This is a genomic window from Segatella copri (assembly GCF_009495355.1).
In the GTDB taxonomy this organism is placed as follows: Bacteria; Bacteroidota; Bacteroidia; order Bacteroidales; family Bacteroidaceae; genus Prevotella.
Genome location: NZ_VZAD01000042.1, coordinates 48645 through 72930, shown reverse-complemented (window position 1 = coordinate 72930; position 24286 = coordinate 48645). Strand labels below are relative to the sequence as shown.

The following is a 24286-nucleotide window of genomic DNA, read 5'->3' as shown; positions in this document are numbered from 1 at the left end:
CGTTGTTTTTTATTCGTAGTCCTGATACAGGAAATCATTATAGGGATACTTCTGTACGTGCAGCTCGCGCACTTTCTTGTACAGAATGTCGCGGAACTCGTCGATGTTCTCCTTGTTCTTGGCAGAGATGAAGAGACAGTCGTCGTGCAACTTCGCCATCCATGTGCGCTTGAGTTCGTCGAGGGTGATGTTTTCTTTCTGTATAGGAGTAAGGTCGTCTTCCTCCTTCTCTACCCAGGAGTAGTTGTCTATCTTGTTGAAGATGATCATCGATGGCTTGTCGGCGCAGCCCAGTTCCTTCAGGGTCTTCTCCACCACCTGTATCTGCTCCTCGAAATCAGGATGCGAGATGTCGACAACATGCAACAGCAGGTCGGCCTCGCGTGTCTCGTCGAGGGTGCTTTTGAAAGAATCTACCAGGTCGGTAGGCAACTTGCGGATAAATCCTACTGTGTCGGCCAGGAGGAAAGGCAGATTTTCCACCACGACCTTTCGTACGGTGGTGTCGAGAGTGGCGAAGAGCTTGTTCTCGGCAAAGACCTCGCTCTTGGAGAGCAGGTTCATAATGGTGCTCTTGCCCACGTTGGTGTAGCCGACAAGGGCCACACGGATGAGTCGGCCGCGGTTCTTGCGCTGAGTGGTCTTCTGCTTGTCTATCTCGGCCAGGCGTTCTTTGAGCAAGCTCATGCGGCCGAGGATGATACGACGGTCCATCTCAAGCTGGGTTTCACCAGGACCACGCAATCCTACAGAACCTTTACCGCCACCCGAGCCAGAACCACCGCCCTGGCGCTCAAGGTGAGTCCAGAGTCGTTGCAGACGAGGCAACATGTATCTATACTGTGCCAATTCCACCTGTGTCTTGGCGGCAGCAGTCTGGGCGCGCATGGCAAAGATGTCGAGAATAAGAGATGTGCGGTCGAGAATCTTTACCTGTAGCTCTTGCTCAATATTGCGTATCTGCTTGGCAGACAGCTCGTCGTCGAAGATGACCATTCCGATCTCGCGGTCTTCTTCCTCTTCTTCCTTAATGTATTGTTTGATTTCCTCGAGCTTTCCCTTTCCTACATAGGTGGTCTGATTGGGAGCGACAACCTTCTGCGTGAATCGCTTGACGGTTACAGCTCCTGCCGTATCGGCAAGAAATTCCAGCTCGTCGAGGTATTCCTTGGTCTTGGCTTCGTCCTGCTCCTTGGTGATAAGACCCACGAGAACGGCAGTCTCTGCCTTGACTTCTGAGATGACAAATTCCTTCATTGATTAGCTTGTTATTATATAAATAGGTGCAAAGTTAATAAAAAAAGCTATTTCTATGGAATACTAACTGCATAATTTATGCTTTTTTAAAGAAAAAGGCTTGTTGGGTAACTGCTCAGAATAGAAAAGGCTCGAAATATGAAAGCGGCTTCGATAGTCAATGAAGCCTATTTCGTAGAGCAATGAAAGCGGCTTCGTAAGCAGTTGAAGCCTATTGCATGATTCTGATAGAAGCTATAAAAATTACCTTGTTGGGTACGCAAAAAGAGAAGCAAATACCGCAAACGTTTACGTGATTTTTTGCGTAAAAAAAGAGATATATTTGATTTAAATCAATTATTTGTATTATATTTGCACTCGAAAAGAAACACAAACTGATTTTCAAAAAGATCATAACTACATAAAAAACACAAAACTGCTGAAACATTCAAAAACGTAAGAATTGCCCCGACGAGATGTCGGGGCATTTTTTTTGTCCTTCTTTTTATGCTTTCTGTATCGTCTTTTTGTGTATGTGTTTGCTGGTTTTACAGATGTTTAAAAGTCTGATGTTCAGCGACGATTCTTCTTAAACGTGTACTTGCATGAGTTTGGGAAACAAGTGAAGATGGTGATGCTCTCGTTAGTCTTTGTGTGCTTTCCGCCAGTTTGTGTTGAAAGAACTTTCTTTTTCCGTGTTGTAGAGCAAAATAATATTATCTTCTTTATTTATTTGTAGGTTGCTGTCATCTATTGCTGGCTGTCAGTCTTGAATCGGTCGTCTGTCTGCTGGACGGTCATTTCTTTAACTTCCCCGTTTATGAAACTTCAGTTTATGTAACAAAAAAAGGTGTGTCATGAACTTATGACACACCCTCTTAACTTATGATGGTTCAACTTACGCAAGTGGCGTAGTTGTTTCTCTTTCTGTCATTAACATTACTTGTTCTCGAATAGCAATCCGCCTTCCTTGGTGTGGTCGATGGTGATAGGTTTCTCACGACTGACTTCCTCGGCGAGGATCTTCTTGCTCAAGTCGTTCAATACATAGTCTTGTATTGCGCGCTTTACAGGGCGTGCGCCAAACTCTGGATCGTAGCCCACCTCTGCCAAATATTGGATGGCGGCAGGAGTCCAGCGAAGTTCGAAGCCCTGAGGAGCCAACATCTTCTTGACTCTGTTCATCTGAAGCTCAACCACCTGGCCAATCTGCTCTTTGGTGAGAGGCTTGAAGGTGATGATGTCGTCGATACGGTTCAGGAACTCCGGACGGAAGGTCTTCCTCAACATATCACGGCTTGCGTTGGAAGTCATGATGATGATGGTGTTCTTGAAGTTTACTACACGGCCTTTGTTGTCGGTCAGTCGTCCGTCGTCCAATACCTGAAGCAGGGTGTTGAAGACATCGGGATGAGCCTTCTCAATCTCATCGAAGAGAACCACACTGTATGGTTTGCGACGAACAGCCTCTGTCAACTGTCCACCCTCATCATAGCCTACGTATCCTGGAGGCGCACCTATCAGACGGGTGACGCTGAACTTCTCTTGATATTCACTCATATCGATACGTGTCATCATCGACTCGTCATTGAAGAGATATTCTGCCAAAGCCTTGGCAAGCTCAGTCTTACCCACACCGGTTGTGCCGAGGAAAATGAAACTTGCGATAGGACGTTTCGGGTCTTGCAAGCCGGCACGTGAGCGGCGTACAGCATCACTCACTGCGGTGATGGCCTCGTCCTGACCGATGACTCTCTTGTGGAGTTCTTCCTCCAAATGGAGCAGTTTCTCACGCTCACTCTGCATCATACGGCTTACAGGTATTCCTGTCCAGCGGCTTACCACCTCGGCAATATCGTCGGCAGTAACCTCTTCGCGTATCATGGCCTCGCCACCTTGAGTGCTCTTCAGTTGCTCCTGGATGCGCTTGATGTCTTCTTCGAGAGCAGTCAGCTTAGAATATCTGATCTCAGCCACGCGCTCGTAGTTGCCTTCACGTTCCATGCGCTCAGCCTCAAACTTCAGGTTCTCAATCTCCTGCTTGTCTTGCTGAATTTTATTGACGAGGTCTTTCTCTCCTTCCCATTTTGCACGGAAGTCGCGTTCCTTGTCCTTCAACTCGGCAATCTCCTTGTCGAGTTGCTGAATCTTAGGCTGGTCGTTCTCGCGTTTGATGGCCTCACGCTCTATCTCCAACTGCTTTAGGTGACGTGTGATTTCGTCCAGTTCCTCAGGCACGGAGTCGCGCTCCATACGGAGCTTGGCTGCTGCCTCATCCATCAGGTCGATAGCCTTGTCTGGCAGGAATCGGTCGGAGATATAACGTTCAGAAAGTTTGACAGCTGCGATGCAGGCATCGTCCTGAATACGAACCTTATGATGGTTCTCGTAACGCTCTTTGATGCCTCGGAGAATGCTGATGGCGTCCACCTCGTCTGGCTCGTTGACCATTACGGTCTGGAAACGACGTTCCAAAGCCTTATCCTTCTCGAAGTATTTTTGATATTCGTTGAGGGTGGTGGCACCGATGGCTCTCAACTCGCCACGTGCCAATGCAGGCTTCAGAATATTGGCAGCATCCATGGCGCCTTCTCCACCGCCGGCACCTACCAAGGTGTGAATCTCGTCGATGAAGAGGATAATCTGTCCGTTGGCATTGGTCACTTCCTTGATGACGCTCTTCAGTCGCTCTTCGAATTCGCCTTTATATTTAGCACCAGCCACCAGTGCGCCCATGTCGAGCGAATAGAGCTGCTTGTTCTTCAAGTTCTCCGGAACGTCGCCACGTACGATTCTTTCGGCAAGTCCTTCAACGATGGCGGTTTTACCAGTACCAGGCTCACCGATAAGGATTGGGTTGTTTTTCGTTCTTCTTGATAAGATTTGGAGCACGCGACGTATCTCCTCGTCACGTCCGATTACGGGGTCGAGCTTTCCACTTCTGGCTTGTTCAACCAAGTTCTTGGCGTATTTCTCCAGACTCTGATAGTTTTCGTCTGCACTCTGGCTCTTCACGTTCTGTCCCTGACGAAGAGCCTGGATGGCAGCGAGCATGTCTTTCTCGTTGGCGCCGGCATCTTTCAGGATGCGGGCTGCTGTAGAGTTGCCTTTCAGGATGGCGAGCAGAATAGGCTCTACGCTTACGAACTCGTCGCCCATCTTCTTGGCAGTATCCTCGGCGTTGATCAATATCTGATTGGTGTCATTGGAGAGGTATGGCTGTCCGCCACCCTGTACGCGGGGAAGATGCTGCAATTCCTGCTGCAGGAGCATGGAGATCTGTCCTCCGTTCATGCCCAGCTTCTGGAAGATATAGTTGGTCACATCAGGTGCTTTCTCGATGATTCCGCTGAGAAGATGCACCGGCTCGATGGTCTGCTGACCATTTCGTTGCGCTGTGTTCACAGCGGCTTGCACCGCTTCTTGCGCCTTGATTGTAAATTTGTCGAATGTCATATATTTCTCCTTTCTTGTTTTATTTGTTTCGTTATGTTATTTGTTGCTTGCCAACCGTTGAAGCGAAATGTGTGCCGAGGTGCAGAGTGCTGACATTCTGTCTTGTTTTTCGTTGTTTTTTAGACTTTTATAGTTGAAAATGCTGTCAATGTGTCGGTAGTCGGGTGCTTGATGGGAGACGAGTTTTGTACTTTGTGAATGATTCTCTTTGGTCTTAATAGACGACCGGCTTTGGTCTTAATAGATGACCGGCTTCGGTCTTAATAGATGACCGGCTTTGGTCTTAATAGATGGCAGAAATGGCTTTTAGGGTTAACTCAGGTCAAGAAACATCGTTCTTGCGTTAAAAAGCTAATAATAACACGAGTGATTTTTGGTGGGCTCAAATATTATTTGTACCTTTGCACCATTATTTCAAATAAGTAGAAATCAATGGCTGAAACAAAGAAAATCAAGACAGCTTTAGTGTCTGTCTTTCACAAGGACGGCTTGGATGAACTCCTTGCCAAGTTGAATGAAGAGGGTGTTAAATTCTTGAGCACCGGTGGTACACAGAAGTTTATCGAGTCACTCGGTTATGAATGTCAGAAAGTGGAGGATGTAACCACTTATCCATCCATCCTCGGTGGACGTGTGAAGACTCTTCATCCAAAAATATTCGGAGGTATTCTTGCACGTCGCGACAATGAGGGCGATCAGGAGCAGATGAAGGAGTATGAGATTCCAAGCATCGACCTCGTGGTAGTAGACCTTTATCCTTTCGAGCAGACTGTGGCAAGCGGTGCAAGTGATGCCGATATCATTGAGAAGATCGATATAGGCGGAATCTCTCTGATCCGTGCCGGAGCCAAGAACTTCAAGGATGTTGTTATCGTGCCCAGCAAGGCTGAGTACAGTGTGCTGCTCGATATCTTGAAGAAGAAAGGTGCTGAGACAGATATCGAGGATCGCAAAATGTTTGCAGAGCGTGCCTTTGGCGTAAGCTCACACTACGATACAGCTATCCACGCTTGGTTCGCTAAGTAATGTGCGTTAAGCTTTAGTGCTGGCGTAGATATTTTAAGCTTAAAATAAACAATTAGTAATTACAAAAGAAAATGGGATTTTTTTCATTTATTCAGGAAATCGCAATGGACTTGGGAACAGCCAACACCATTATTATCAGCGATGATAAGATTGTGGTGGATGAGCCCTCTGTTGTAGCCCTCGACCGCCGTACAGACAAGATGATTGCTGTAGGTGAGAAGGCTAAGATGATGTACGAGAAGACTCATGACAATATCCGTACTATCCGTCCTTTGCGTGATGGCGTGATAGCCGACTTTACTGCATGCGAGCAGATGATGCGCGGTCTTATCAAGATGGTGCATACAGGAAGCCGTCTTTTCTCTCCCTCACTCCGTATGGTAATTGGTGTGCCTTCTGGTTCTACCGAGGTGGAGCTCCGTGCTGTACGCGATTCTGCCGAGCATGCCGACGGACGTGATGTTTACTTGATTTTTGAACCTATGGCAGCAGCTATCGGTATCGGTATCGATGTGGAGGCGCCAGAGGGAAACATGATAGTTGATATAGGTGGCGGTTCCACCGAGATTGCTGTCATCTCACTTGGCGGTATTGTGAGCAACAACTCCATCCGTACAGCCGGTGACGACCTGACTGCTGATATCCAGGAGTACATGAGCCGCCAGCACAATGTGAAGGTTTCTGAGCGTATGGCCGAGCGTATCAAGATACATGTAGGTTCCGCTCTTACCGACCTGGGTGATGAGGCTCCAGAAGACTTTATTGTTCATGGTCCTAACCGCATCACAGCTCTGCCTATGGAGGTGCCTGTATGCTATCAGGAGATAGCTCAGTGCTTGGACAAGACTGTGGCAAAGATCGAGAATGCTGTGCTCTCAGCACTTGAGAACACTCCTCCTGAGCTCTATGCTGATATCGTGAAGAATGGTATCTGGCTCTCTGGTGGTGGAGCTTTGCTCCGTGGACTCGACAAGCGTCTCACAGCCAAGATCAACATTCCTTTCCATATTGCCGAAGACCCATTGCACAGTGTGGCTAAGGGTGCCGGCATCGCGCTGAAGAATGTAGACCGCTTCTCGTTCTTGATGAGATAATTGAAAATCTGAATTTCAGAGAAACTATAGCGTATGCACAACCTTACAGAGTTTCTGGCGAAACACAACCACTGGTTTGTGTTCCTGGTGCTTGAGGTAGTGAGCATGGTACTGCTCTTCAGATACAACAGTTATCAGGGCAGTGTGTGGTTCTCGTCGGCCAACGCCGTTACGGGCAAGGTGTATGAGTGGGATTCGGCTGTGGAGAGTTTCTTCTCGCTGTCAGGCGTCAACAGTCAGCTCACTCAGCGCAATGCTTTCCTGGAACAGCAGGTAAGAATGCTGGACGACAGTATCGCCCGCCTTACCCGCAGTCAGGAAGCTGCAGTGACACGCTTGTCAAGCATGGTCCCCTTCCAGGGATGCAGGCTTATTCCGGCAAAAGTCGTCGCCAATATGGTGAACAGATACGACAACCTTATCACTATAGATAAGGGCTCAGCCGATGGAGTGAAGCGCGATATGGGCGTGGTTTGTGGCATGGGCGTGGTAGGCATTGTCTACTTGGTGTCTGAACATTACAGCATCGTCATCCCAGCTCTTAACAGCCATTCCAATATCAGCTGTACCATACAGCGCCGTGGCTATTTCGGCTATCTGCGCTGGCGAGGTGGCTCCTCACAGCTGGCTTATCTCGAGGACGTGCCAAGACATGCTCACTTCAAGTTGGGCGACAATGTGGTGACGAGTGGATATTCATCGGTCTTCCCTCCAGGAGTCATGGTGGGAAAGGTTCTGCATGTGTTCAATTCGGCAGACGGACTGTCATATCGTGTACAGGTTAAGTTGTCTACCGATTTTGCCCGCTTGCGCGATGTGTGCCTTGTTGATGATTCTGCCTTGCAGGAACGTATCGACCTGATGCGGGCAGCACAGGATTCCATCAAGCCACAGTAATGCACTCTGCCGTTTCGCAGAAACAAAACAGATTTTAAAGACAACACTTTTTCAATTCTTTTTGAAAAATGAGTATAGATATAGTAAAGCGATGGGGAGTATTCTTTGTTCTCCTGCTGGTGCAAGGACTGGTGTGTAACCATATACATCTTTTCCATTGCGCCACACCGCTTCTGTACATCATGTTCGTGCTCCACTTTCGTCGTAACACGCCTCGTTGGCAAATGTTATTGTGGAGTTTTGCCCTGGGACTGGGAGTCGACATCTTCGCCAACACTCCGGGTGTGGCTGCTGGCTCTATGACGGCAATAGCTCTCTTGCAGCCTTATCTGCTCGAGCTGTTCCTGCCCCGTGACAGTTCTGACGACTTGCTTCCTGGCGTGCGCACGCTTGGAAGTTCTTACTTTTGGTATTCGCTCATCATCGTGGTGATTTATTGCCTGCTCTTCTTTACACTCGAGACTTTCAATTTCTTCAACTGGTTGCAGTGGATAGAATGTATCGTGGGAAGTGCTGCTCTCACCTATGTGTTGCTGATGGCCATAGAGAATGTGCGCAAGTAGTTTTTTCTCTTTCGCCTTCTCTCTACGAAATTGACGGAGAACGAATCATACTCTATGCATGCATAGAATGATACATATATATATAATAAGGTATATATAATAATAAGGTGTAAGGGTAAAATATATTAAAAAATAGGGCATATTATATAAATAGGTATTATGATCGATTATAATCTCGAAAAACGTAAGTTTGTGATAGGTGGAGTGGCCATAGGAATTGTGACCATTTACATCATTCGTCTCTTTACGTTGCAGATTATGAGCGACGACTATAAGAAGAATGCCGACAGTAATGCCTTCCTCAAGCAGGTGGAATATCCGTCACGTGGAGCCATCTACGACAGAAACGGCAAACTGATGGTGTACAATCAGCCGTCTTATGATATCATGGTGGTGATGAACGAGGAGAGTGGAAGACTCGACACGATGGACTTCTGCAACTCGCTTGGCATTACGAAAGAGTTCTTTATCAAGCGAATGAACGATATCAAGGACCGTTCCAAAAATCCCGGTTATTCGCGTTACACCCAGCAGCTCTTCATGGGACAGTTGTCCGATAAGGACTTCAGTGTGTTCCAGGAAAAGATGTTCCGTTTCCCAGGTTTCTATGTGCAGAAGCGAAGCATACGTGAATACACCGGTCCCTATGCTGCCCATGTGCTCGGAGATGTGGGAGAAGTTTCGGAGAGCGATATAGAAGATGACAGCTACTATCAGCCAGGCGACTATATCGGTAAACTCGGTGTGGAGAAATACTATGAGAAAGAGCTCAGGGGAGAGAAGGGTATCAAAATCAAACTTCGTGATGCGCACGGACGAATACAGGGAAGTTACCAGCGTGGCAAGTTCGATCAGCGTCCTGTGGCAGGCAAAGACCTTACTCTGGGCATCGACCTGAACCTGCAGGCTCTTGGTGAGCGACTCCTTCAAGGAAAGATAGGCAGTATTGTAGCCATTGATCCCAAGACGGGTGAAGTGCTTGCCATGGTGTCGTCGCCCTCATACGATCCACGTAGGTTGGTAGGAAAGATGCGCGGAAAGATGCACCGTTACCTTTCGCACGACCCCTGGAAACCGTTGCTCAACAGAAGTATCATGGGTCAGTATCCACCGGGTTCAACCTTCAAGACTACTCAGGCGCTCACATACCTCACCGAAGGAATCATCACGCCGGGTACAGCTTTCCCCTGTCATCATGGATTCTCTTATCGCGGACTGCATGTAGGCTGTCATGGACACCCTTCTCCTATAGCACTCGTCGATGCCATCAGTACCTCCTGCAATGGCTACTTCTGTTGGGGACTCTATTATATGATGGGCAACAGGCGCAAGTATCCCAATGTGCAAGTGGCTATGAATACCTGGCGCGACTATATGAAGAGTATGGGATTCGGATACAAACTTGGTATCGACCTGCCTGGCGAGAAACGAGGACTGATTCCTAATGCCGAGTTCTACGACAAGGCTTACCGAGGGTCATGGAACGGACTCACCATTATCAGTATCTCTATCGGACAGGGCGAGGTCAACCTCACTCCTCTGCAGATAGCCAATCTTGGAGCCACTATCGCCAACCGAGGATATTATTATGCGCCCCATGTGGTGCGCAAGGTGAAGGGTGAGCCGCTCGATACACTCTATACTCGCCGTCATTACACCATGGCTTCGAAAAAGGCATACAACTATGTTGTGGCAGGTATGCGCAGCTCTGCCTTGAAGGGAACCTGTAAGATGCTTGCCCGTTATGACTTTGAACCATGCGGCAAGACTGGTACAGCTCAGAACCGTGGTCACGACCACTCTGTGTTCATGGGGTTCGCACCGATGAACAATCCTCAGATAGCCATCGCAGTATATGTTGAGAACGGTGGCTGGGGAGCCGACTATGGTGTGCCTATTGGTGGACTCATGATGGAGCAATATATCAAAGGCAAGCTGTCGCCAGCTTCTGAGGCTCTTGCCGCACAGATGCAGGCACGAAGAATTGCCTATGGCTCAAGCAGCAGATAGAAATATCAGGGAGATGGGCGCTTCATCTTAAGCAAAAGGAAGCGCCTCTTTTCTTCAACTTTTAATAACCCAAACTCGCTCGATTTGCGATATTTGAATAAGTAATATGGTTCAATCAGATAACAGACAACAAGGTGTGCTTCGTTCGCTCGACTGGTGGACGATAGGCATTTATCTGGCGCTTCTCACCTTTGGATGGATAAGTGTCTGTGGTGCCAGCTATACCTATGGCGACAATGATATTTTCAGTCTTGGTTCTCGTTCGGGAATGCAGATTATCTGGATAGGAACCTCCATCACGCTCGGTTTCATTATCTTGTTGCTCGATGACAGGTTCTACGACACCTTCTCTTATGTCATCTATGCCGCCTTGGTACTGTTGCTCTTTGCCACCATCTTCAATCCGCATAGTATCAAGGGTTCCCGTTCGTGGCTTGTGCTTGGACCTTTGCGTCTGCAGCCAGCCGAGTTTGCCAAGTTTGCTACGGCTCTTGCCATTTCCAAGTTTATGTCGAGCTATGGCTTCAATATTCATCGCATGAAAGACTTCTTTGCTGCAGCCTTTATCATTATCCTTCCGATGATATGTATCGTGGGACAGCGCGAGACGGGTTCTGCACTTGTCTATTCTGCCTTCTTCCTTATGTTCTATCGTGAAGGAATGCCTGGCAGTATTCTCTTTACTGCCGTTGCCATGGTGGTTTACTTCGTGGTGGGTGTGAAGTACGAAAATGTGATGATGTGGGATGGACAAACGTCGGTAGGCGAGTTTATTGTGCTCTTACTTGTGCAAATCTTTTCTACGGGCATGGTGAGCACCTATATTCACAATGGGCGGCAAACGGTACAGATGCTTCTCTATACTGTCGGCATCACTTTGGGATGTATGCTCTTCTCTGTTTACGTCATTCCTTTCGATGTGACCTATGTTCAGTTGATTGTAAGTTTCGTGCTCATTGGATTCCTGTTCTATCAGGGCTTATCCGCACGCATCAGAAACTATTATTTCATCGCCTTGTTTGCCTTAGGGTCCTTGGCTTTCTTCTATTCTGCCGACTATGTGCTCAACAATGTGATGGAGCCTCACCAGCGTGTGCGTATCAATGTGCTTCTCGGACTGGAGGAAGACTTGGCTGGTGCGGGTTATAATGTGCACCAGAGTGAGATTGCGATAGGTTCTGGAGGTCTTCAGGGAAAGGGCTTTCTCAATGGAACTCAGACCAAACTGAAGTTTGTGCCCGAGCAGGACACCGATTTCATCTTCTGTACCGTAGGTGAGGAGGAAGGATTCTTAGGCTCAGCAGGAGTGTTGCTGCTGTTCTTGGCTTTGATCATCAGGCTGATTATTCTTGCCGAGCGACAACCCTTCAAGTTTGGGCGAGTATATGGTTATAGTGTACTCAGTATCTTCCTCTTTCACGTGTTTATTAATGTCGGTATGGTATTGGGTCTTACTCCTGTTATCGGCATCCCGCTTCCATTCTTCAGTTATGGAGGCTCATCGCTCTGGGGCTTTACCATCCTTCTCTTTATCTTCCTCAGAATCGATGCGGGAAGAAATCTGGTAAGAACCTAATCTACGATTCATCGACAAGAAAAATATATATAAACAACAAAAGCGACTTCATCCTATGAAGTCGCTTTTGTTGTATGATTTTGTGGGTCTTTATCTTGCCATCCTATGTAACCCATATTATGGCTACCCTATAGCCTCAAAAAATGAAGATACTTGCGTTTTTTTACCCATTTATTCACCTATGTGGCTCATCTTGATTCCGATGTCGCTGATACCCGGAAGAATCTCACGCTTCATGTTATGCTTGACGGTGATGTGGATGGAGTCGCCGGAAGCAAAGCGATAGGCATTGATGGGAAAATTGTATTGGTAATAACTGATACCTTGTCCCTTGGTAGTTCCACTCTTGTCTATCAGGTCGCATTGTATGGTATCCGATTTCTCTATTTTCTCCATACTCTGAACTTTGCCTTTAGGAAAGATACTCTGATTTACTATAAGCGTAAGACCCATGAAGGGGTAGACTCCTGTCACCCTGAGCCCTAATTGTTGCTCGTATGTGCCAGAAGTCTTCAGAGGTGGAATGTCAAATGACAGAATGTCGTTCTTCTCCCAACCGGCAATAGGGGTGTGCTCATATTTGTCGTACACCAGAGTGTCGCTGCACGAGTGGAAGAGCATTACAGCCCCCATGATTATCCATATGGTATAAGCCCATCGCTTCATTTTTTCTTTCTCGAAAGTTATAGCTTCTGTGGCTCATGTTTTAAGCCACAGAATGCTTCATCAGTTATTCATTGTTGGGAGCCTTGTTTTCTCCGCTCTTGTTTCCATTGCCCTTATTGGCTTCGCCTTTGTTTCCTTCTCCTTTGTTGGCTACGGCCTTGTTGGTTTCTGCTTTATTGGCCTCTCCCTTATTGTTTTCTCCCTGTTGTGGGCGAGGACGGTTGTTGTTGCGTCTGCGGTTGTTTTGCTGACGGTTGGGACGGTTGTCTCCTTGCTGTCTGTTTTCGTCTTGACGGTTTTCTCCCTGCTGTTTGTTTTCTGCGCGGTTGTCTGCTTGCTGGCGGTTGTCACCTTGTGCATTACGCTTACGGTTGTTCTGGCGATTGTTGTTCTTCTTTTTCTTCTTCGCCTTGTCAAAACGGCTCAAGTCAGCTTCTGCCAAGAGGTCGCTGGACTTAGGAGCAGGTTTTGCCTTACCATTCTCGATGAGGCTCAGAGGCTTCTCGCCAGCCTTGTTCATCTTGATGATTTCCCAAGCACGTTCTGCGCTGATGGTCTCCAGATTGGAAGCCAAGTTCTTGTCGGTAGAATAGGTGATAAGACCTGCCAGAATGTCAACCTTGAACTGATGGTATTCTCCATCGGCAGTCTGTAGGAGAGCATCCTTAGGAGGCAGCTTTTTGCTTGCTTCCACATAGTTGTCAACCTCGTAGTTAAGGCAGCATTTCAGTTTGGCACACATACCTGCCAACTTCTGTGGGTTGAGCGAGATGTCCTGGAAACGTGCGGCATTGGTGCCTACGCTGACAAAGTTCTTCATCCAGGTAGCGCAGCAGAGTTCTCGCCCGCAAGGTCCTGTTCCGCCTATGCGTCCGGCTTCCTGTCGCGCACCAATCTGTTTCATCTCTATACGTACATGGAAAGTATCCGCCAACACCTTGATCAGCTGTCGGAAGTCTACACGTTCGTCGGCGATGTAATAGAAGATAGCCTTGTTGCCGTCACCCTGATACTCCACATCGCCAATCTTCATCTTCAGTCCCAAGTCTTTGGCTATCTGTCGGCTCTGAATCATGGTTCCGTGCTCACGGCTCTTTGCCTCGTCCCATTTCTCGAAGTCCACGGGCTTGGCTATGCGGTAGATACGCTTGATGTCGTCGGCAGAACGGAGGTTGGCTTTCTTGATTTGAAGTTTCACCAGTCTTCCTGTCAGTGTCACCACGCCAATATCGTGTCCAGGATTGGCCTCTACGGCTACAACGTCGCCCTTCTTCAAGTCCAGGTTGTTCACGTTGTGGTAGTAACCCTTTCGTGTGTTCTTGAATTGCACCTCCACGAGGTCTGTGCTCTCGGCATTGCCAGGTACGTCGGCAAGCCAGTCGTATGTGTTCAGCTGGCGGTCCTGTCGGCCTACTGCACATCTGCAGAGTCCTCGGTCGCAACCATTGAACATTCTGAATTTCATATTCTTGTAATCCACGATGATCTAATTATTATAATGTATATAGTTTATGTTTGTATATATTGGTAAGGCTTGCGCCTTTTGTTGCTTTTTTGTTTTACTTCCTCTTATTTTCTGATGAGCATAACGATGATGTTCAGTACCATGTCGAAGAAGATAATCTTGGCATTGGCATTCTGGTTGATCATCGCCTTGCATTCATCGAAAAGGTGGAAAATATCGATAATGTTGGCCTCGTTGATGAAGCGGGCGAAGTTCTTGGCGAAGTTTTCCTCTTCCTGTGTCATATAGACGAGTTCTTCCTGATGGAAGTTGTACATAAAACTCTCTCTGAGCATGTGGGTGAAGTAGTCGAGCATGCGCTTCTGCTTTTCGCGGTTGAATGCCGCCACGATGTCGCACCATTTCTTCAGGTCGTGTATCTTGCGCATGTACGCCAGTCGCATCAGCATGATAAAGAGGTCGAGGAACTGCTGGTTTTCGTTTCCTGCATTGAGTTCCTCCAGCGCCTTGTTCCAGTTGCCATTGGCAATTCTTGCCATGCGGTGTGCTGTGTCCCTGTCGAGTCCCCGTCGCTCAATGAGTGCCTGCTCAAGTTCCTGAGTAGCTATCTTCTTGAAGTCGATACGCTGGGTACGGCTTCTGATGGTTTCGAGCAACAGCTCGGGCTGTTCGCTTACCAGGAGGAAAAGGGTTTGTCTTGGTGGTTCCTCCAAGAGCTTCAGCATCTTGTTGGCGCATTGTATGTTCATGCGCTCGGGCAACCAGATTAGGCTGATTTTATAACCTCCTTGGCTCGACATCAAGCTTATGTTGTGGCTGATGGCTTCGCTCTCTTCCACCGTGATGATGGCTTGCTTGTTGCCGTCTTTCTCGCTGCTTGTCTTGCCCATTCGGCTTATCCAGTCGTTGATTTGCGGATAGGAAGCTTCGCTGAGCAACATCTCCCGCCATTCCTTGACGAAGTCGAGACTCACGGGTGAATGGTCGCCCATGCTGGCAAGTTTAATAGTAGGATAGGTGAAATGTAGGTCGGGATGTTCCCATTTGCGAAGCATGGAGGTGGCACGTCTGGTCTGTGGAGAGTCGTCTTCAGCATCCTCCTCTCTTTCTCCCAACAGGTAGCTGGCAAAGGCAAGTGCCATGGCCATCTTGCCGCAGCCTTGTGGACCGCAGAAGAGCAGGGCATGGGGCACACGATGTTCTGCCACCATCTGCATCAGACGGTTTTTCACGTCCTGCTGTCCTATCACTTCGCTGAATTTCATCTATATTTTTTTATGGTTGTTTACTTAAAACAGGATTTTAGCTATCTGCTTTACGCTTTCTACAGCCGATACGGTGAAAAAATGTACATGACTGTAGCCATGCTCGAAGAGGTCTTTCACCTGAGTGGTTGTCCACTCTATGCCGAGTGCCTTTGCATCATCGTCGGTCTTGCACTTCAGCACCTCCTGTGCCAGTTCTTCCGGTATGTCGCAGTGGAAGGTCTTGGGCACCATGGTAAGTTGTGAGAGTTTGGCGAAGGGCTTGATGGCTGGAATGATAGGCATCGTAATTCCCATTTTGCGGGCTCTCTCCACGAAGTCGTAGAACTTCTGGTTGTCGTAGAAGAGCTGGGTTACGGCATAGGATGCACCGAGGTCTTGTTTCTCTTTCAGGTGCTGGAGGTCTTGTTCCAAGTTGGGCGCCTCCTCATGCTTCTCTGGATAGCATGCTACTCCACAGTAGAATTTCTCGCCAGGGTGCTTGATGGGGGTTCCGTCCATGAAGAATCCCTCGTTGAACTGGCTGATCTGTTCCAGAAGGTCGGTGGCATGGGCGTGTCCGTTGGGGGTAGGGGTGAACTGTCGGTCTTCTTTGGCTTTGTCGCCACGTAGCACGAGCACATTGGATATTCCCAAAAACTGGAGGTCGAGCAACTCATACTCGATGTCTTCCTTAGAAGCTCCGCTGCAGATGATATGAGGAATCACAGGAATATCGTATTTGTTCTGTATGGCTCCTGCAATGGCGATGGTACCTGGACGTCTACGCACACGCTGACGGGTCAGCAGACCGTTCTCGAGTTCCTTGTATACGTACTCGCTGTGGTGCGTCGTGATGTTGATGAAGCGTGGGTCAAACTCCTTCAAACTGTCGATGGTGCGGAACAGAGCTGCTGTTCCGTTGCCCTTGAGTGGGGGCAGTACCTCGAAGGAGAATCCTCTCTTTTGTCCTTCCTTATTTAGAAAATCTGCTATGTTCATGTTGTGTAAAGTCTAATTTGGTTGCAAATTTACGAAAAAAGTTGGGGAAAAAGGCAGATTATACGTAATATTTATTGAGAAAATGCGTATTAATAGAGTAATAATGTCACAAAACCTAATAAAAAATGGAACAAAATCAAAAGGGCTCTAAAGCCTATCTTATCTCAATCGTGATGGTCGCCGTTCTCGGTGGCTTGCTTTTCGGTTACGATACCGCCGTGATATCGGGAGCCGAGAAGGGATTGCAGGCATTCTTTAAGGGTGCTAATGATTTCGAATACTCCGATTTTATGCACGGATTCACTTCTTCAAGTGCATTGATAGGATGTATCATTGGAAGTTCACTGTCTGGACTCTTTGCCAGCAATTTCGGTCGTAAACGTTCGCTTATCTTTGCGGGCATTTGCTTCTTCCTCTCTGCCTGGGGATCCATGGAGCCTGAAAGCTATATCCTTCCTCAGGGACAAGCCGACTGGACCTTGCTCGTAGTGTTTAACTTCTATCGTGTGCTCGGTGGTATCGGCGTGGGAATGGCTTCTGCCATTTGTCCTATGTATATTGGCGAAATTGCACCAAGTAATGTGCGCGGTATGTTGGTTAGTTGGAACCAGTTTGCCATTATCTTCGGTCAGTTGGTGGTTTACTTCGTCAACTTCCTGATTATGGGTTCTCATGCCAATCCTATATACGATGCGGCCGGTGCCATTGCCAATATGGTGGATGCTCAGTGGACTATCGAGAGTGGTTGGCGTTATATGTTTGGTAGTGAGATGGTGCCTGCAGGCTTGTTTACTTTCCTTATCTGTTTCGTGCCAGAGACTCCCCGTTATCTTGTCATGGTGGGTCAGGACGATAAGGCCTTCGGAATCCTCTCCAAGATCAATGGTTCGGAGAAAGCCCGCGAGATTATCCACGATATCAAGAATACTGTAACTGTGAAAACCGAGAAGCTTTTCTCTTATGGTTTCATGTGCATCTTCGTAGGTGTTATGCTTTCTGTATTCCAGCAGGCTGTAGGTATCAATGCGGTGCTTTACTATGCTCCTCGTATCTTCCAGGATATGGGTATGGGCAATCCTATGGTTCAGACGGTTATCATGGGTGTAGTCAACATATCGTTCACACTTGTGGCAGTCTTCACTGTAGAGAAGTTGGGACGCAAGCCTCTGCTCATTTTGGGCTCTATAGGAATGGCTGTAGGTGCGCTTGGCGTGGCTCTTACCTTTGGTAATGCTGCCTTGAGTACAGTCACCATGATTAGTATTATGGTGTATAGTGCCAGCTTCATGTTCTCATGGGGTCCAATCGCTTGGGTTCTTATTGCCGAGCTCTTCCCCAATACTATCCGTGGTGCTGCAGTGGCTATTGCCGTCGCCTTCCAGTGGATATTCAACTTCATCGTCAGCTCTACTTTCGTGCCTATGTTCAATATGCACCTTACTCCTGGCGACGATTTCGGTCATTGGTTCACCTATGGCCTCTATGGCACCATCTGTATCCTTGCAGCTATCTTCGTATGGAAACTCGTTCCTGAGACAAAGGGAAAGACCCTCGAGGATATGAGCAAGCTCTGGCGTAAGGAGTAATCAACTCTTGTAATCTTTATTCCTCGATTAGATTGCTGGTCGAGGAACACATAAAAGAAGGGCGCATTCGACGATATTTGTCGATGCGCCCTTTTCCGTTTCCGGAACGTTTAATCATTCAGAGAGTACTTCTTTTTCAGAAGAGTAATATCTTTTAGCCTTTTCCTCGTTTTCTTAGTTCTGCTTGTCGGTAGTAAACTGGAAAATAGGAGGGAAGTCTGTGTTGTTGAATCTGTTAGCTTTCAGCAGGTTTGTCTGTGTACCATCAACATAGATGTAAGCAGGTTGCATATAGAAGCAGAAATACTGTTTCTTAGTGCTGTTGTTGGTCTGATAGCCACCTACGCAATAGTTGTTGTAGAACTTCACGGTAACCTTCTTGTATTCCTTCTCTGATGTTACGATGTTGCCGAGCTCCAGGTCATAAGAGTTGGCGATGAATGTCTGTGTACTATACAGATAAGGTATGAGGTTTACCTTTATGTCAACCTTATCCATCTCTGCAATCTTTGCAGCCAACTTGTCGTCATCAATAAATTTACTCAGGATAGAAACTGGGAATTTGAAAGAAACAGAAGCATACAGGTTCTTGATGTTGCCATCTTTGTCCTTGTTGGTTTCTGAAGTGATTCTTGCAACTATGTCAGGAATGGTGTCGAGTACATCCTTGGTGTTCAGTTTGTTCTCGTTGTAGTAAACCATTCCGCCCACCTGTGAGTAGCCGAGCATATTGATCATGGACTGCTGCTGATCCAGTGTTGGAGCGCTGTAAGAATCGCCACCAGTATTGCACGATGTGAAAGAGAAAGCAGCCATCAGGGCTGCAACGAATGATAAGATAGTGAACTTCTTCATTGTTTTGTTATTGTTTTTAATGATTAATATTATTATCTTGCTATTATCGTCCTCCTGTCGGCAAATGGTATTTCCCTCATATCTTTTGCTTGAAGGATTGCGCCGTTGTTGCCTTGATTGTGACTTTTTTCTATGTTTAAAACGAAATAGAGAAGAAATCTTGCATGATAGGTTGTTAATAAACGCAAAAAAAACGAGAGGTATAAGCTGTTGCTTAATGACCTCTCGTCTTTTATGTCGGGATTACTGGACTCGAACCAGCGACCTCGCGCCCCCCAGACGTGTGCGCTACCAACTGCGCCAAATCCCGATTGCTTATGCTCTATTGAACATTTGCGGTTGCAAAGGTATGATATTATTTTGAAATGAACAAATATTTAATCGTTTTTTGCAGTTTTTTCGCATACATCTTTGCTTTTTTAGCGATTCTTGATGGACATTCTGCTCTTTTACCTTATTATATTAGGTTAAGGAGTTAAGAAGTTAAGACAAGTGTTTTATTGCTGGGTATGCAGTTCACCGCTTAATGTTCACCGCTTGCTGTTCCTCGCTTAATGTTCAATGTTCTGTATTTAACGTTAAGGAATACACCATAGAAAAGACTTTCCTTGCCTCATCATGAGAATTTCAAGTCGAGTTCTACAGGGCAATGGTCACTGCCCATGAAGTCGGTGAGGATAGAAGCCTCGCTGATCTTTTCCTTCAGACGTTCGGAAACAAGGAAATAGTCGATACGCCAGCCTGCATTCTTCTCACGGGCACGGAAACGGTACGACCACCATGAATAGGTGACGTCTTCCGGATGCTTGTAGCGGAAGGTGTCTATGAAACCAGCTTCTAATAACTGTGTCATCTTTTCGCGCTCCTCATCGGTAAAGCCAGCATTGCGTCGGTTTGTCTTCGGATTCTTGATATCTATTTCCTGATGAGCCACGTTCATGTCGCCGCATACGATGACGGGTTTCTTGGCATCGAGGTCTTTGAGAAACTTGCGGAAGTCTTCTTCCCATGTCATTCTGTAGTCGAGCCGACGCAATTCATTCTGAGAGTTTGGAGTGTAGACGGTAACGAGATAGAAGTCTTCGTACTCTAAGGTGATGATGCGTCCCTCGTGATCGTGTTCTTCGATGCCCATGCCGTAGCTTACTCCCAATGGCTTATGCTTGGTGTAAATAGCTGTGCCAGAATAGCCTTTCTTCTCGGCATAGTTCCAGTAACTTTCGTAACCGTCAAAGCTTAAGTCGAGTTGACCTTGCTGCATCTTGGTTTCCTGCAGACAGAAGAAATCGGCATCGAGCTGTTTGAACTGTTGTTCAAACTCTTTACCGACACAGGCGCGCAGGCCGTTCACGTTCCACGAGATAAATTTCATCATTGTGTTTAGTGTTTAATGTTTAGTATTTCGTGTTTAATGTTAGCATCCATAAGTACAAGCTAAACATTAAACACGGAACACTATATTTAGATTCTCTTGCTTTCACCTCTCAGGAGGTTCATGAATTCCTGCCGGGTGTTGAGAGAGTTGAATACACCACTATAGTCGCTTGTTGTCGTGATGCTGTTCTGCTTTTCCACACCTCTCATCTGCATGCACATATGCTTGGCTTCTATGACAACCATCACGCCCTGAGGTTTGAGGGTTTCCTGTATGCAGTCCTTGATTTGCTGTGTGAGGCGCTCCTGCACCTGAAGGCGATGGCTGTAGATGTCCACCACGCGGGCTATCTTGCTCAGTCCTGTGATGTGTCCGTTGGGGATGTATGCCACGTGAGCCTTGCCATAGAAAGGCAGCATGTGGTGTTCGCACATCGAGAAGAAGTCGATGTCCTTGACGATGACCATCTGGTCGTATTTCTCGGCAAAGAGTGCGTCAGTCAGGACCTTGTGAGGGTCTTGTGTGTATCCGCGTGTAAGCACCTGCATGGCTTTGGCCACTCGCATCGGTGTCTTGACGAGTCCCTCACGCTCAGGGTCTTCGCCCAATAGTTTGAGTACTTCTTTGTAGTGTACGGCCAGTTCGTCGAGGCCTTCGCGAAATTCTGTTTCTGGATTCATGATTTTACTTTAGTGTGCTTAATCTTAATATTGTACTGTGATTTTTCCCTTCACCAGACAGGCTTGTCTGTAGCCCATGGCCTTTACCTTGGCAAGCATCTTCCGTGCCTCTTCGAGAGAGCGGAAGTTGCCCACGCGGCAGATCCATCTTGGTGAATAGAAATGTACGTATACGGGCTGGTCGGGATAACGCATTTTGATGGCGTTTCCTATTCGTTCTGCCTTCAGTCGGTCGTTTCGTGAGTTGCCTCCGGCATAAGCCTGTACTCTATATCCTGTAACCTTGTAGCTTCCACGCATCACTTTCTTGTGCATGTCGACTGCAGGTGTATCTGTTTCTTCGTTATTTTTGCCCTCTGTATTGCTGTGTTCAGCTTTCTTGGCAGTATCGGGTGTTTGTTGTTTCTTTACCGAGTCGGGAGCGGGCTTCTTGTTTTGTCCCTCTTCGTGATGCTGAGGGTTGGCCTTTTGCGACGTTTCTGTCTTCTGCTTGTCTGCCTGTGGTTTTGCAGCCTTGCCATTGACCAATTCGTCGATTTCCTTGCTCTGTTTCACGGTAACAGTTCCCTGTCCTGGGGTTCGTTGCTGCAAGTGGTCGAGATACTTCTGCGCATGAGCCATAGTGGCAGAGCAGAGTGCTGCGATAAGTACGATGACGAATTGCTTCATGATGATTTTAATGTTTTTGATAAAAATGGAAATATCAGCTATAGACTTTCTGCTGCCCCGTATTTGATGCGAGGCAGCAGTAGCCCATGCTGACAATATGTAATGATTCTGTTAGCTTTTCAGAAATTACTTCTTCCAAGCGTCGATGATGCCCTTGAAGTCAGCTGCCTTCAAAGAAGCGCCACCAATCAAACCGCCGTCGATATTTGGCTTAGCAAAGAGCTCTGGAGCATTGCTTGCCTTGCAGCTTCCGCCATAGAGGATAGATGTTTCCTCTGCAGCCTCGTTGCCATACTTTTCTGCTACGATAGAGCGGATGTAAGCCAACATTTCCTCAGCCTGGTCGGATGTGGCAGTCTTGCCTGTACCGATAGCCCAGATTGGCTCGTAGGCGAGGATGATGTTCTTCCAAGCCTCTGCGTCGAGGTGGAATACTGAACCCTCAAGCTCTGCCTTTACAACCTCGTTCTGCTTCTCAGCCTCGCGCTCCTCGAGAGTCTCGCCGCAGCAGAAGATTACCTTCAAGCCGTTCTTCAGAGCCAACTCTACCTTCTCTTTCAAGATTTCTGCAGTCTCACCATAGTACTGGCGACGCTCTGAGTGACCGAGAATGACATACTGAGCACCTGTGCTCTTTACCATTTCTGCTGAAACTTCACCGGTGTAAGCGCCTTTCTCCTTGTCTGCGCAGTTCTCTGCACCAAGACCTACTACCTCTGCATTCAAGACCTGAGCTACTGAAGCCAAGTGGATGAATGGAGTGCAGATAACAACGTCGCAGTTTGGTTTGTCTGCTACCAAAGCCTCGTTGATTTCCTTAGCGAGAGCTACACCATCTTGCAGGTTCATGTTCATTTTCCAGTTGCCTGCTACAATTTTCTTTCTCATTTTCTTTTCTTTTTTGTTAAAAGTTGATATTATCTTGTTAGCATTCTCTTTCTTCTTTTTCACCCATGTTGTCCAAGCCCATAGTCTGTCGGCGATGGCGAGGAGTGTGAGGGGCAGCACAAACCACATGAGCATGAGCAGGATCTTGCGTGGTATGCTGTCGGATGGCATCTTGCCCAATGCGCTTTTCTCCAAGGGCTGATTGAGTTCCTCGGGCTGTGGCAGCTTGTTGTGGCTCCATTTCTGTATGATGGTTCCATGGTGCAGGAGCATCAGTCCGGGGTTGCTTCTTATCATCGTCTTCAGGGTTGTGGCATCGGTAGTGTAGAAGGGATATTCTGCTCCTGTGATGTCCTGCCATTTGGCGATGTCCTTGTCTGAACTTGCCGTGAGACAGATGAACCGATAGCCATAGTCTTGTGCAAACTCGTATATCTGGTCTATTCTGCCGAAGTTGGAATCGTCGGCGTAAGCCAGGGTGGGCGAGATGAGCAGGAAGGTGTAACCTGTATCGTTCAGCACCTCTTGTGTAATGTCTTCACCCGTTTTGTTGTCCTGTATGCTGAAGTCGTGTATCGGTGGCACGTATCCTTCGGCTGTCTGCACAGTTTTCGAGTCGACGAAAGTCCATGTGGAGTCTGGATAGTTGTCGAGGGTGAATTCCTTTTGCTGACCGTTCTTCTCGAGTATGAATGTGGTCTCGAACTGCGGTTGTGGCGCACCTTGTGGAATCTTCATTCCCTGTGCTATGTTGGCTCCCACGTGGTAGGGACGGAAATCGAACGGGGGTAAGTCCCACAGACTCCATGCGCTGAGTGCCAAGGCGAAGATGACCGTATAGTTGATGACGATCCATTGTGTTTTCTTCGATACGAACCTCACCATGCTTGTAGGCCATTTCTGCAGCATGAGTGCTATGGCGAGCAGGATGATGTTCTTGATGAAGGTCTGTCCGTTGCTCAGTACGACTGCATCGCCGAAGCATCCGCAGTCTTTCACGGGGTTGGCGATGACTATCCACAGGGTGAGCAGGGTCATGATGCTCATCAGCGCGAGTACAATCTTTGAGACGAGGTGTCTTCTGATGGCAAACAACAGGAAGATGCCCAACGAGAACTCCAGCGCAGCCAGTAGAACTGCTCCAACGAGCAGCGTCCATTCGGGCAGAAAACTCCCGAGCCCCATTGCCTGCAGGTAGTCGGCGAGTTTGTATTGTGTGCCCAATGGGTCGATGGCCTTCACGTATCCGGAGAAGATGAAGGTCGCCGCCATGAGCAGCCGCCCTATGTTGACTGCCGTGTTCCTGATGATTTGTGTTGCCTTATTCTTCATTCCTCATTTCTCAGTCGTCATTCTTTACTCTTCACTCATCTTGATGACTCCGAAAACGGCATAGTTGATGATGTCCATATAGTTGGCATCTATGCCTTCCGAAACGAGTGTGTCGCCCTGAATGTCTTCTATTTCCTTTACTCGCTGTATCTTGGTGAGGATGAAGTCGGTATAGCTGCTCACTCTCATAGAGCGCCATGCCTCGTCATAGTCGTGGTTCTTCCGTGTCATGAGCTGCAGAGCCTCAAGGGCATACTTGTCGTATAGTTGCAATGCTTCGTCGGAAGTGATGTCCACCTCGTCCACATAACCTTTCTCGAGCTGTATGATGCCCACGATGCCGTAGTTGATGAGGGCGATGAATTCGGGTCGGATGCCTTCGCCCACGAGCGACTCCTTCTTTATTTCAAGTGAGCGGATGCGCTTTGCCTTGATATAAAGCTGGTCGGTAAGCGAAGAGGGACGCAGGATGCGCCATGATGCGCCGTAGTCGTGCAGCTTCTTTTGGAAAAGCGTTCTGCACTCTGTCAGGACGTCCTTAAACTGCTGCTCTGTTTTTGCTGAATCTGCCATAATATTTTCGAAAATCGCTGCAAATTTAAGCATTTCTGATGAAATAGCCAAATATATTGTATAAAAATAAGTGGCGAAACATTTTGTATTGTC

At 47.5% G+C, this 24286-nt stretch carries 19 protein-coding genes and 1 tRNA gene; 7 read left to right on the top strand and 13 right to left on the bottom strand.

From position 1 onward, the window contains the following. Positions 1-9: 9 nt before the first annotated feature. Positions 10-1257 (bottom strand): GTPase HflX, encoded by a 1248-nt coding sequence (gene hflX, locus F7D20_RS05315; protein ID WP_022251865.1) that lies wholly within the window; start codon positions 1255-1257, stop codon positions 10-12. Positions 1258-2175: 918 nt separating this feature from the next. Then, positions 2176-4692 (bottom strand): ATP-dependent chaperone ClpB, encoded by a 2517-nt coding sequence (gene clpB / locus F7D20_RS05310; protein ID WP_158463148.1) that lies wholly within the window; start codon positions 4690-4692, stop codon positions 2176-2178. Between the two features lie 432 nt (positions 4693-5124). Between clpB and F7D20_RS05305 the strand changes: the two genes are divergently transcribed. From F7D20_RS05305 to rodA, 6 genes are all read left to right on the top strand, one after another. Beyond that, complete coding sequence (locus F7D20_RS05305) at positions 5125-5718, top strand: phosphoribosylaminoimidazolecarboxamide formyltransferase/IMP cyclohydrolase (RefSeq protein ID WP_022251800.1); 594 nt, start codon at positions 5125-5127, stop codon at positions 5716-5718. Positions 5719-5789: 71 nt separating this feature from the next. After that, on the top strand, positions 5790-6812 hold the full coding sequence (locus F7D20_RS05300) for a rod shape-determining protein (protein ID WP_022251801.1): 1023 nt from the start codon (positions 5790-5792) through the stop codon (positions 6810-6812). Positions 6813-6845: 33 nt separating this feature from the next. After that, positions 6846-7709 (top strand): rod shape-determining protein MreC, encoded by an 864-nt coding sequence (gene mreC, locus F7D20_RS05295; protein ID WP_158463147.1) that lies wholly within the window; start codon positions 6846-6848, stop codon positions 7707-7709. Between the two features lie 68 nt (positions 7710-7777). Next, positions 7778-8272 (top strand): rod shape-determining protein MreD, encoded by a 495-nt coding sequence (gene mreD / locus F7D20_RS05290; RefSeq protein WP_022251803.1) that lies wholly within the window; start codon positions 7778-7780, stop codon positions 8270-8272. Between the two features lie 159 nt (positions 8273-8431). Then, a complete protein-coding gene (mrdA, locus tag F7D20_RS05285) occupies positions 8432-10282 on the top strand; it encodes a penicillin-binding protein 2 (protein ID WP_158463146.1) in 1851 nt (616 codons plus the stop codon). 106 nt (positions 10283-10388) lie between these two features. After that, entirely contained in the window at positions 10389-11858 is a 1470-nt protein-coding gene (gene rodA, locus F7D20_RS05280) for a rod shape-determining protein RodA (RefSeq protein WP_158463145.1), read from the top strand. 171 nt (positions 11859-12029) lie between these two features. On the opposite strand, the gene F7D20_RS05275 is transcribed toward rodA, so the two are convergent. The 4 genes from F7D20_RS05275 to metF form a co-directional block, all read right to left on the bottom strand. Continuing rightward, positions 12030-12524 carry a gliding motility lipoprotein GldH gene (locus F7D20_RS05275; protein WP_158463144.1) on the bottom strand — a complete coding sequence of 165 codons (495 nt, stop codon included), beginning with the start codon at positions 12522-12524 and terminating at the stop codon, positions 12030-12032. 64 nt (positions 12525-12588) lie between these two features. Then, entirely contained in the window at positions 12589-13989 is a 1401-nt protein-coding gene (locus F7D20_RS05270) for a PSP1 domain-containing protein (RefSeq protein ID WP_158463143.1), read from the bottom strand. 104 nt (positions 13990-14093) lie between these two features. Next, positions 14094-15254, bottom strand: a complete 1161-nt coding sequence (locus tag F7D20_RS05265; RefSeq protein ID WP_158463142.1) for an ATP-binding protein — start codon at positions 15252-15254, stop codon at positions 14094-14096. Positions 15255-15278: 24 nt separating this feature from the next. Continuing rightward, entirely contained in the window at positions 15279-16235 is a 957-nt protein-coding gene (gene metF, locus F7D20_RS05260) for a methylenetetrahydrofolate reductase [NAD(P)H] (RefSeq protein WP_158463141.1), read from the bottom strand. Positions 16236-16360: 125 nt separating this feature from the next. Here metF and xylE point away from each other — a divergent pair, with 125 nt between their 5' ends. Then, a complete protein-coding gene (gene xylE / locus F7D20_RS05255; RefSeq protein ID WP_158463140.1) occupies positions 16361-17821 on the top strand; it encodes a D-xylose transporter XylE in 1461 nt (486 codons plus the stop codon). A 174-nt stretch (positions 17822-17995) separates the two neighbouring features. On the opposite strand, the gene F7D20_RS05250 is transcribed toward xylE, so the two are convergent. The 7 genes from F7D20_RS05250 to F7D20_RS05220 all read right to left on the bottom strand — a co-directional run bounded on the left by F7D20_RS05250 (position 17996) and on the right by F7D20_RS05220 (position 24193). Further along, on the bottom strand, positions 17996-18676 hold the full coding sequence (locus F7D20_RS05250) for a hypothetical protein (RefSeq protein ID WP_158463139.1): 681 nt from the start codon (positions 18674-18676) through the stop codon (positions 17996-17998). 237 nt (positions 18677-18913) lie between these two features. Next, positions 18914-18986: transfer RNA gene (locus tag F7D20_RS05245), tRNA-Pro, on the bottom strand. A gap of 306 nt (positions 18987-19292) precedes the next feature. Next, positions 19293-20048, bottom strand: coding sequence for an exodeoxyribonuclease III (locus F7D20_RS05240; protein WP_158463168.1), 756 nt, complete (start codon positions 20046-20048; stop codon positions 19293-19295). Positions 20049-20137: 89 nt separating this feature from the next. Beyond that, positions 20138-20731 (bottom strand): GTP cyclohydrolase I FolE, encoded by a 594-nt coding sequence (folE, locus tag F7D20_RS05235; protein WP_022251815.1) that lies wholly within the window; start codon positions 20729-20731, stop codon positions 20138-20140. A 24-nt stretch (positions 20732-20755) separates the two neighbouring features. Continuing rightward, the gene (locus tag F7D20_RS05230) at positions 20756-21400 is read right to left on the bottom strand and encodes an SPOR domain-containing protein (RefSeq protein WP_158463138.1); all 645 of its coding nucleotides are present in this window, start codon (positions 21398-21400) and stop codon (positions 20756-20758) included. A gap of 126 nt (positions 21401-21526) precedes the next feature. Then, the gene (locus tag F7D20_RS05225) at positions 21527-23620 is read right to left on the bottom strand and encodes a BT_3928 family protein (protein WP_158463137.1); all 2094 of its coding nucleotides are present in this window, start codon (positions 23618-23620) and stop codon (positions 21527-21529) included. A 24-nt stretch (positions 23621-23644) separates the two neighbouring features. Continuing rightward, positions 23645-24193 carry a DUF1599 domain-containing protein gene (locus F7D20_RS05220; RefSeq protein WP_228114108.1) on the bottom strand — a complete coding sequence of 183 codons (549 nt, stop codon included), beginning with the start codon at positions 24191-24193 and terminating at the stop codon, positions 23645-23647. Between the last annotated feature and the right edge of the window lie 93 nt (positions 24194-24286).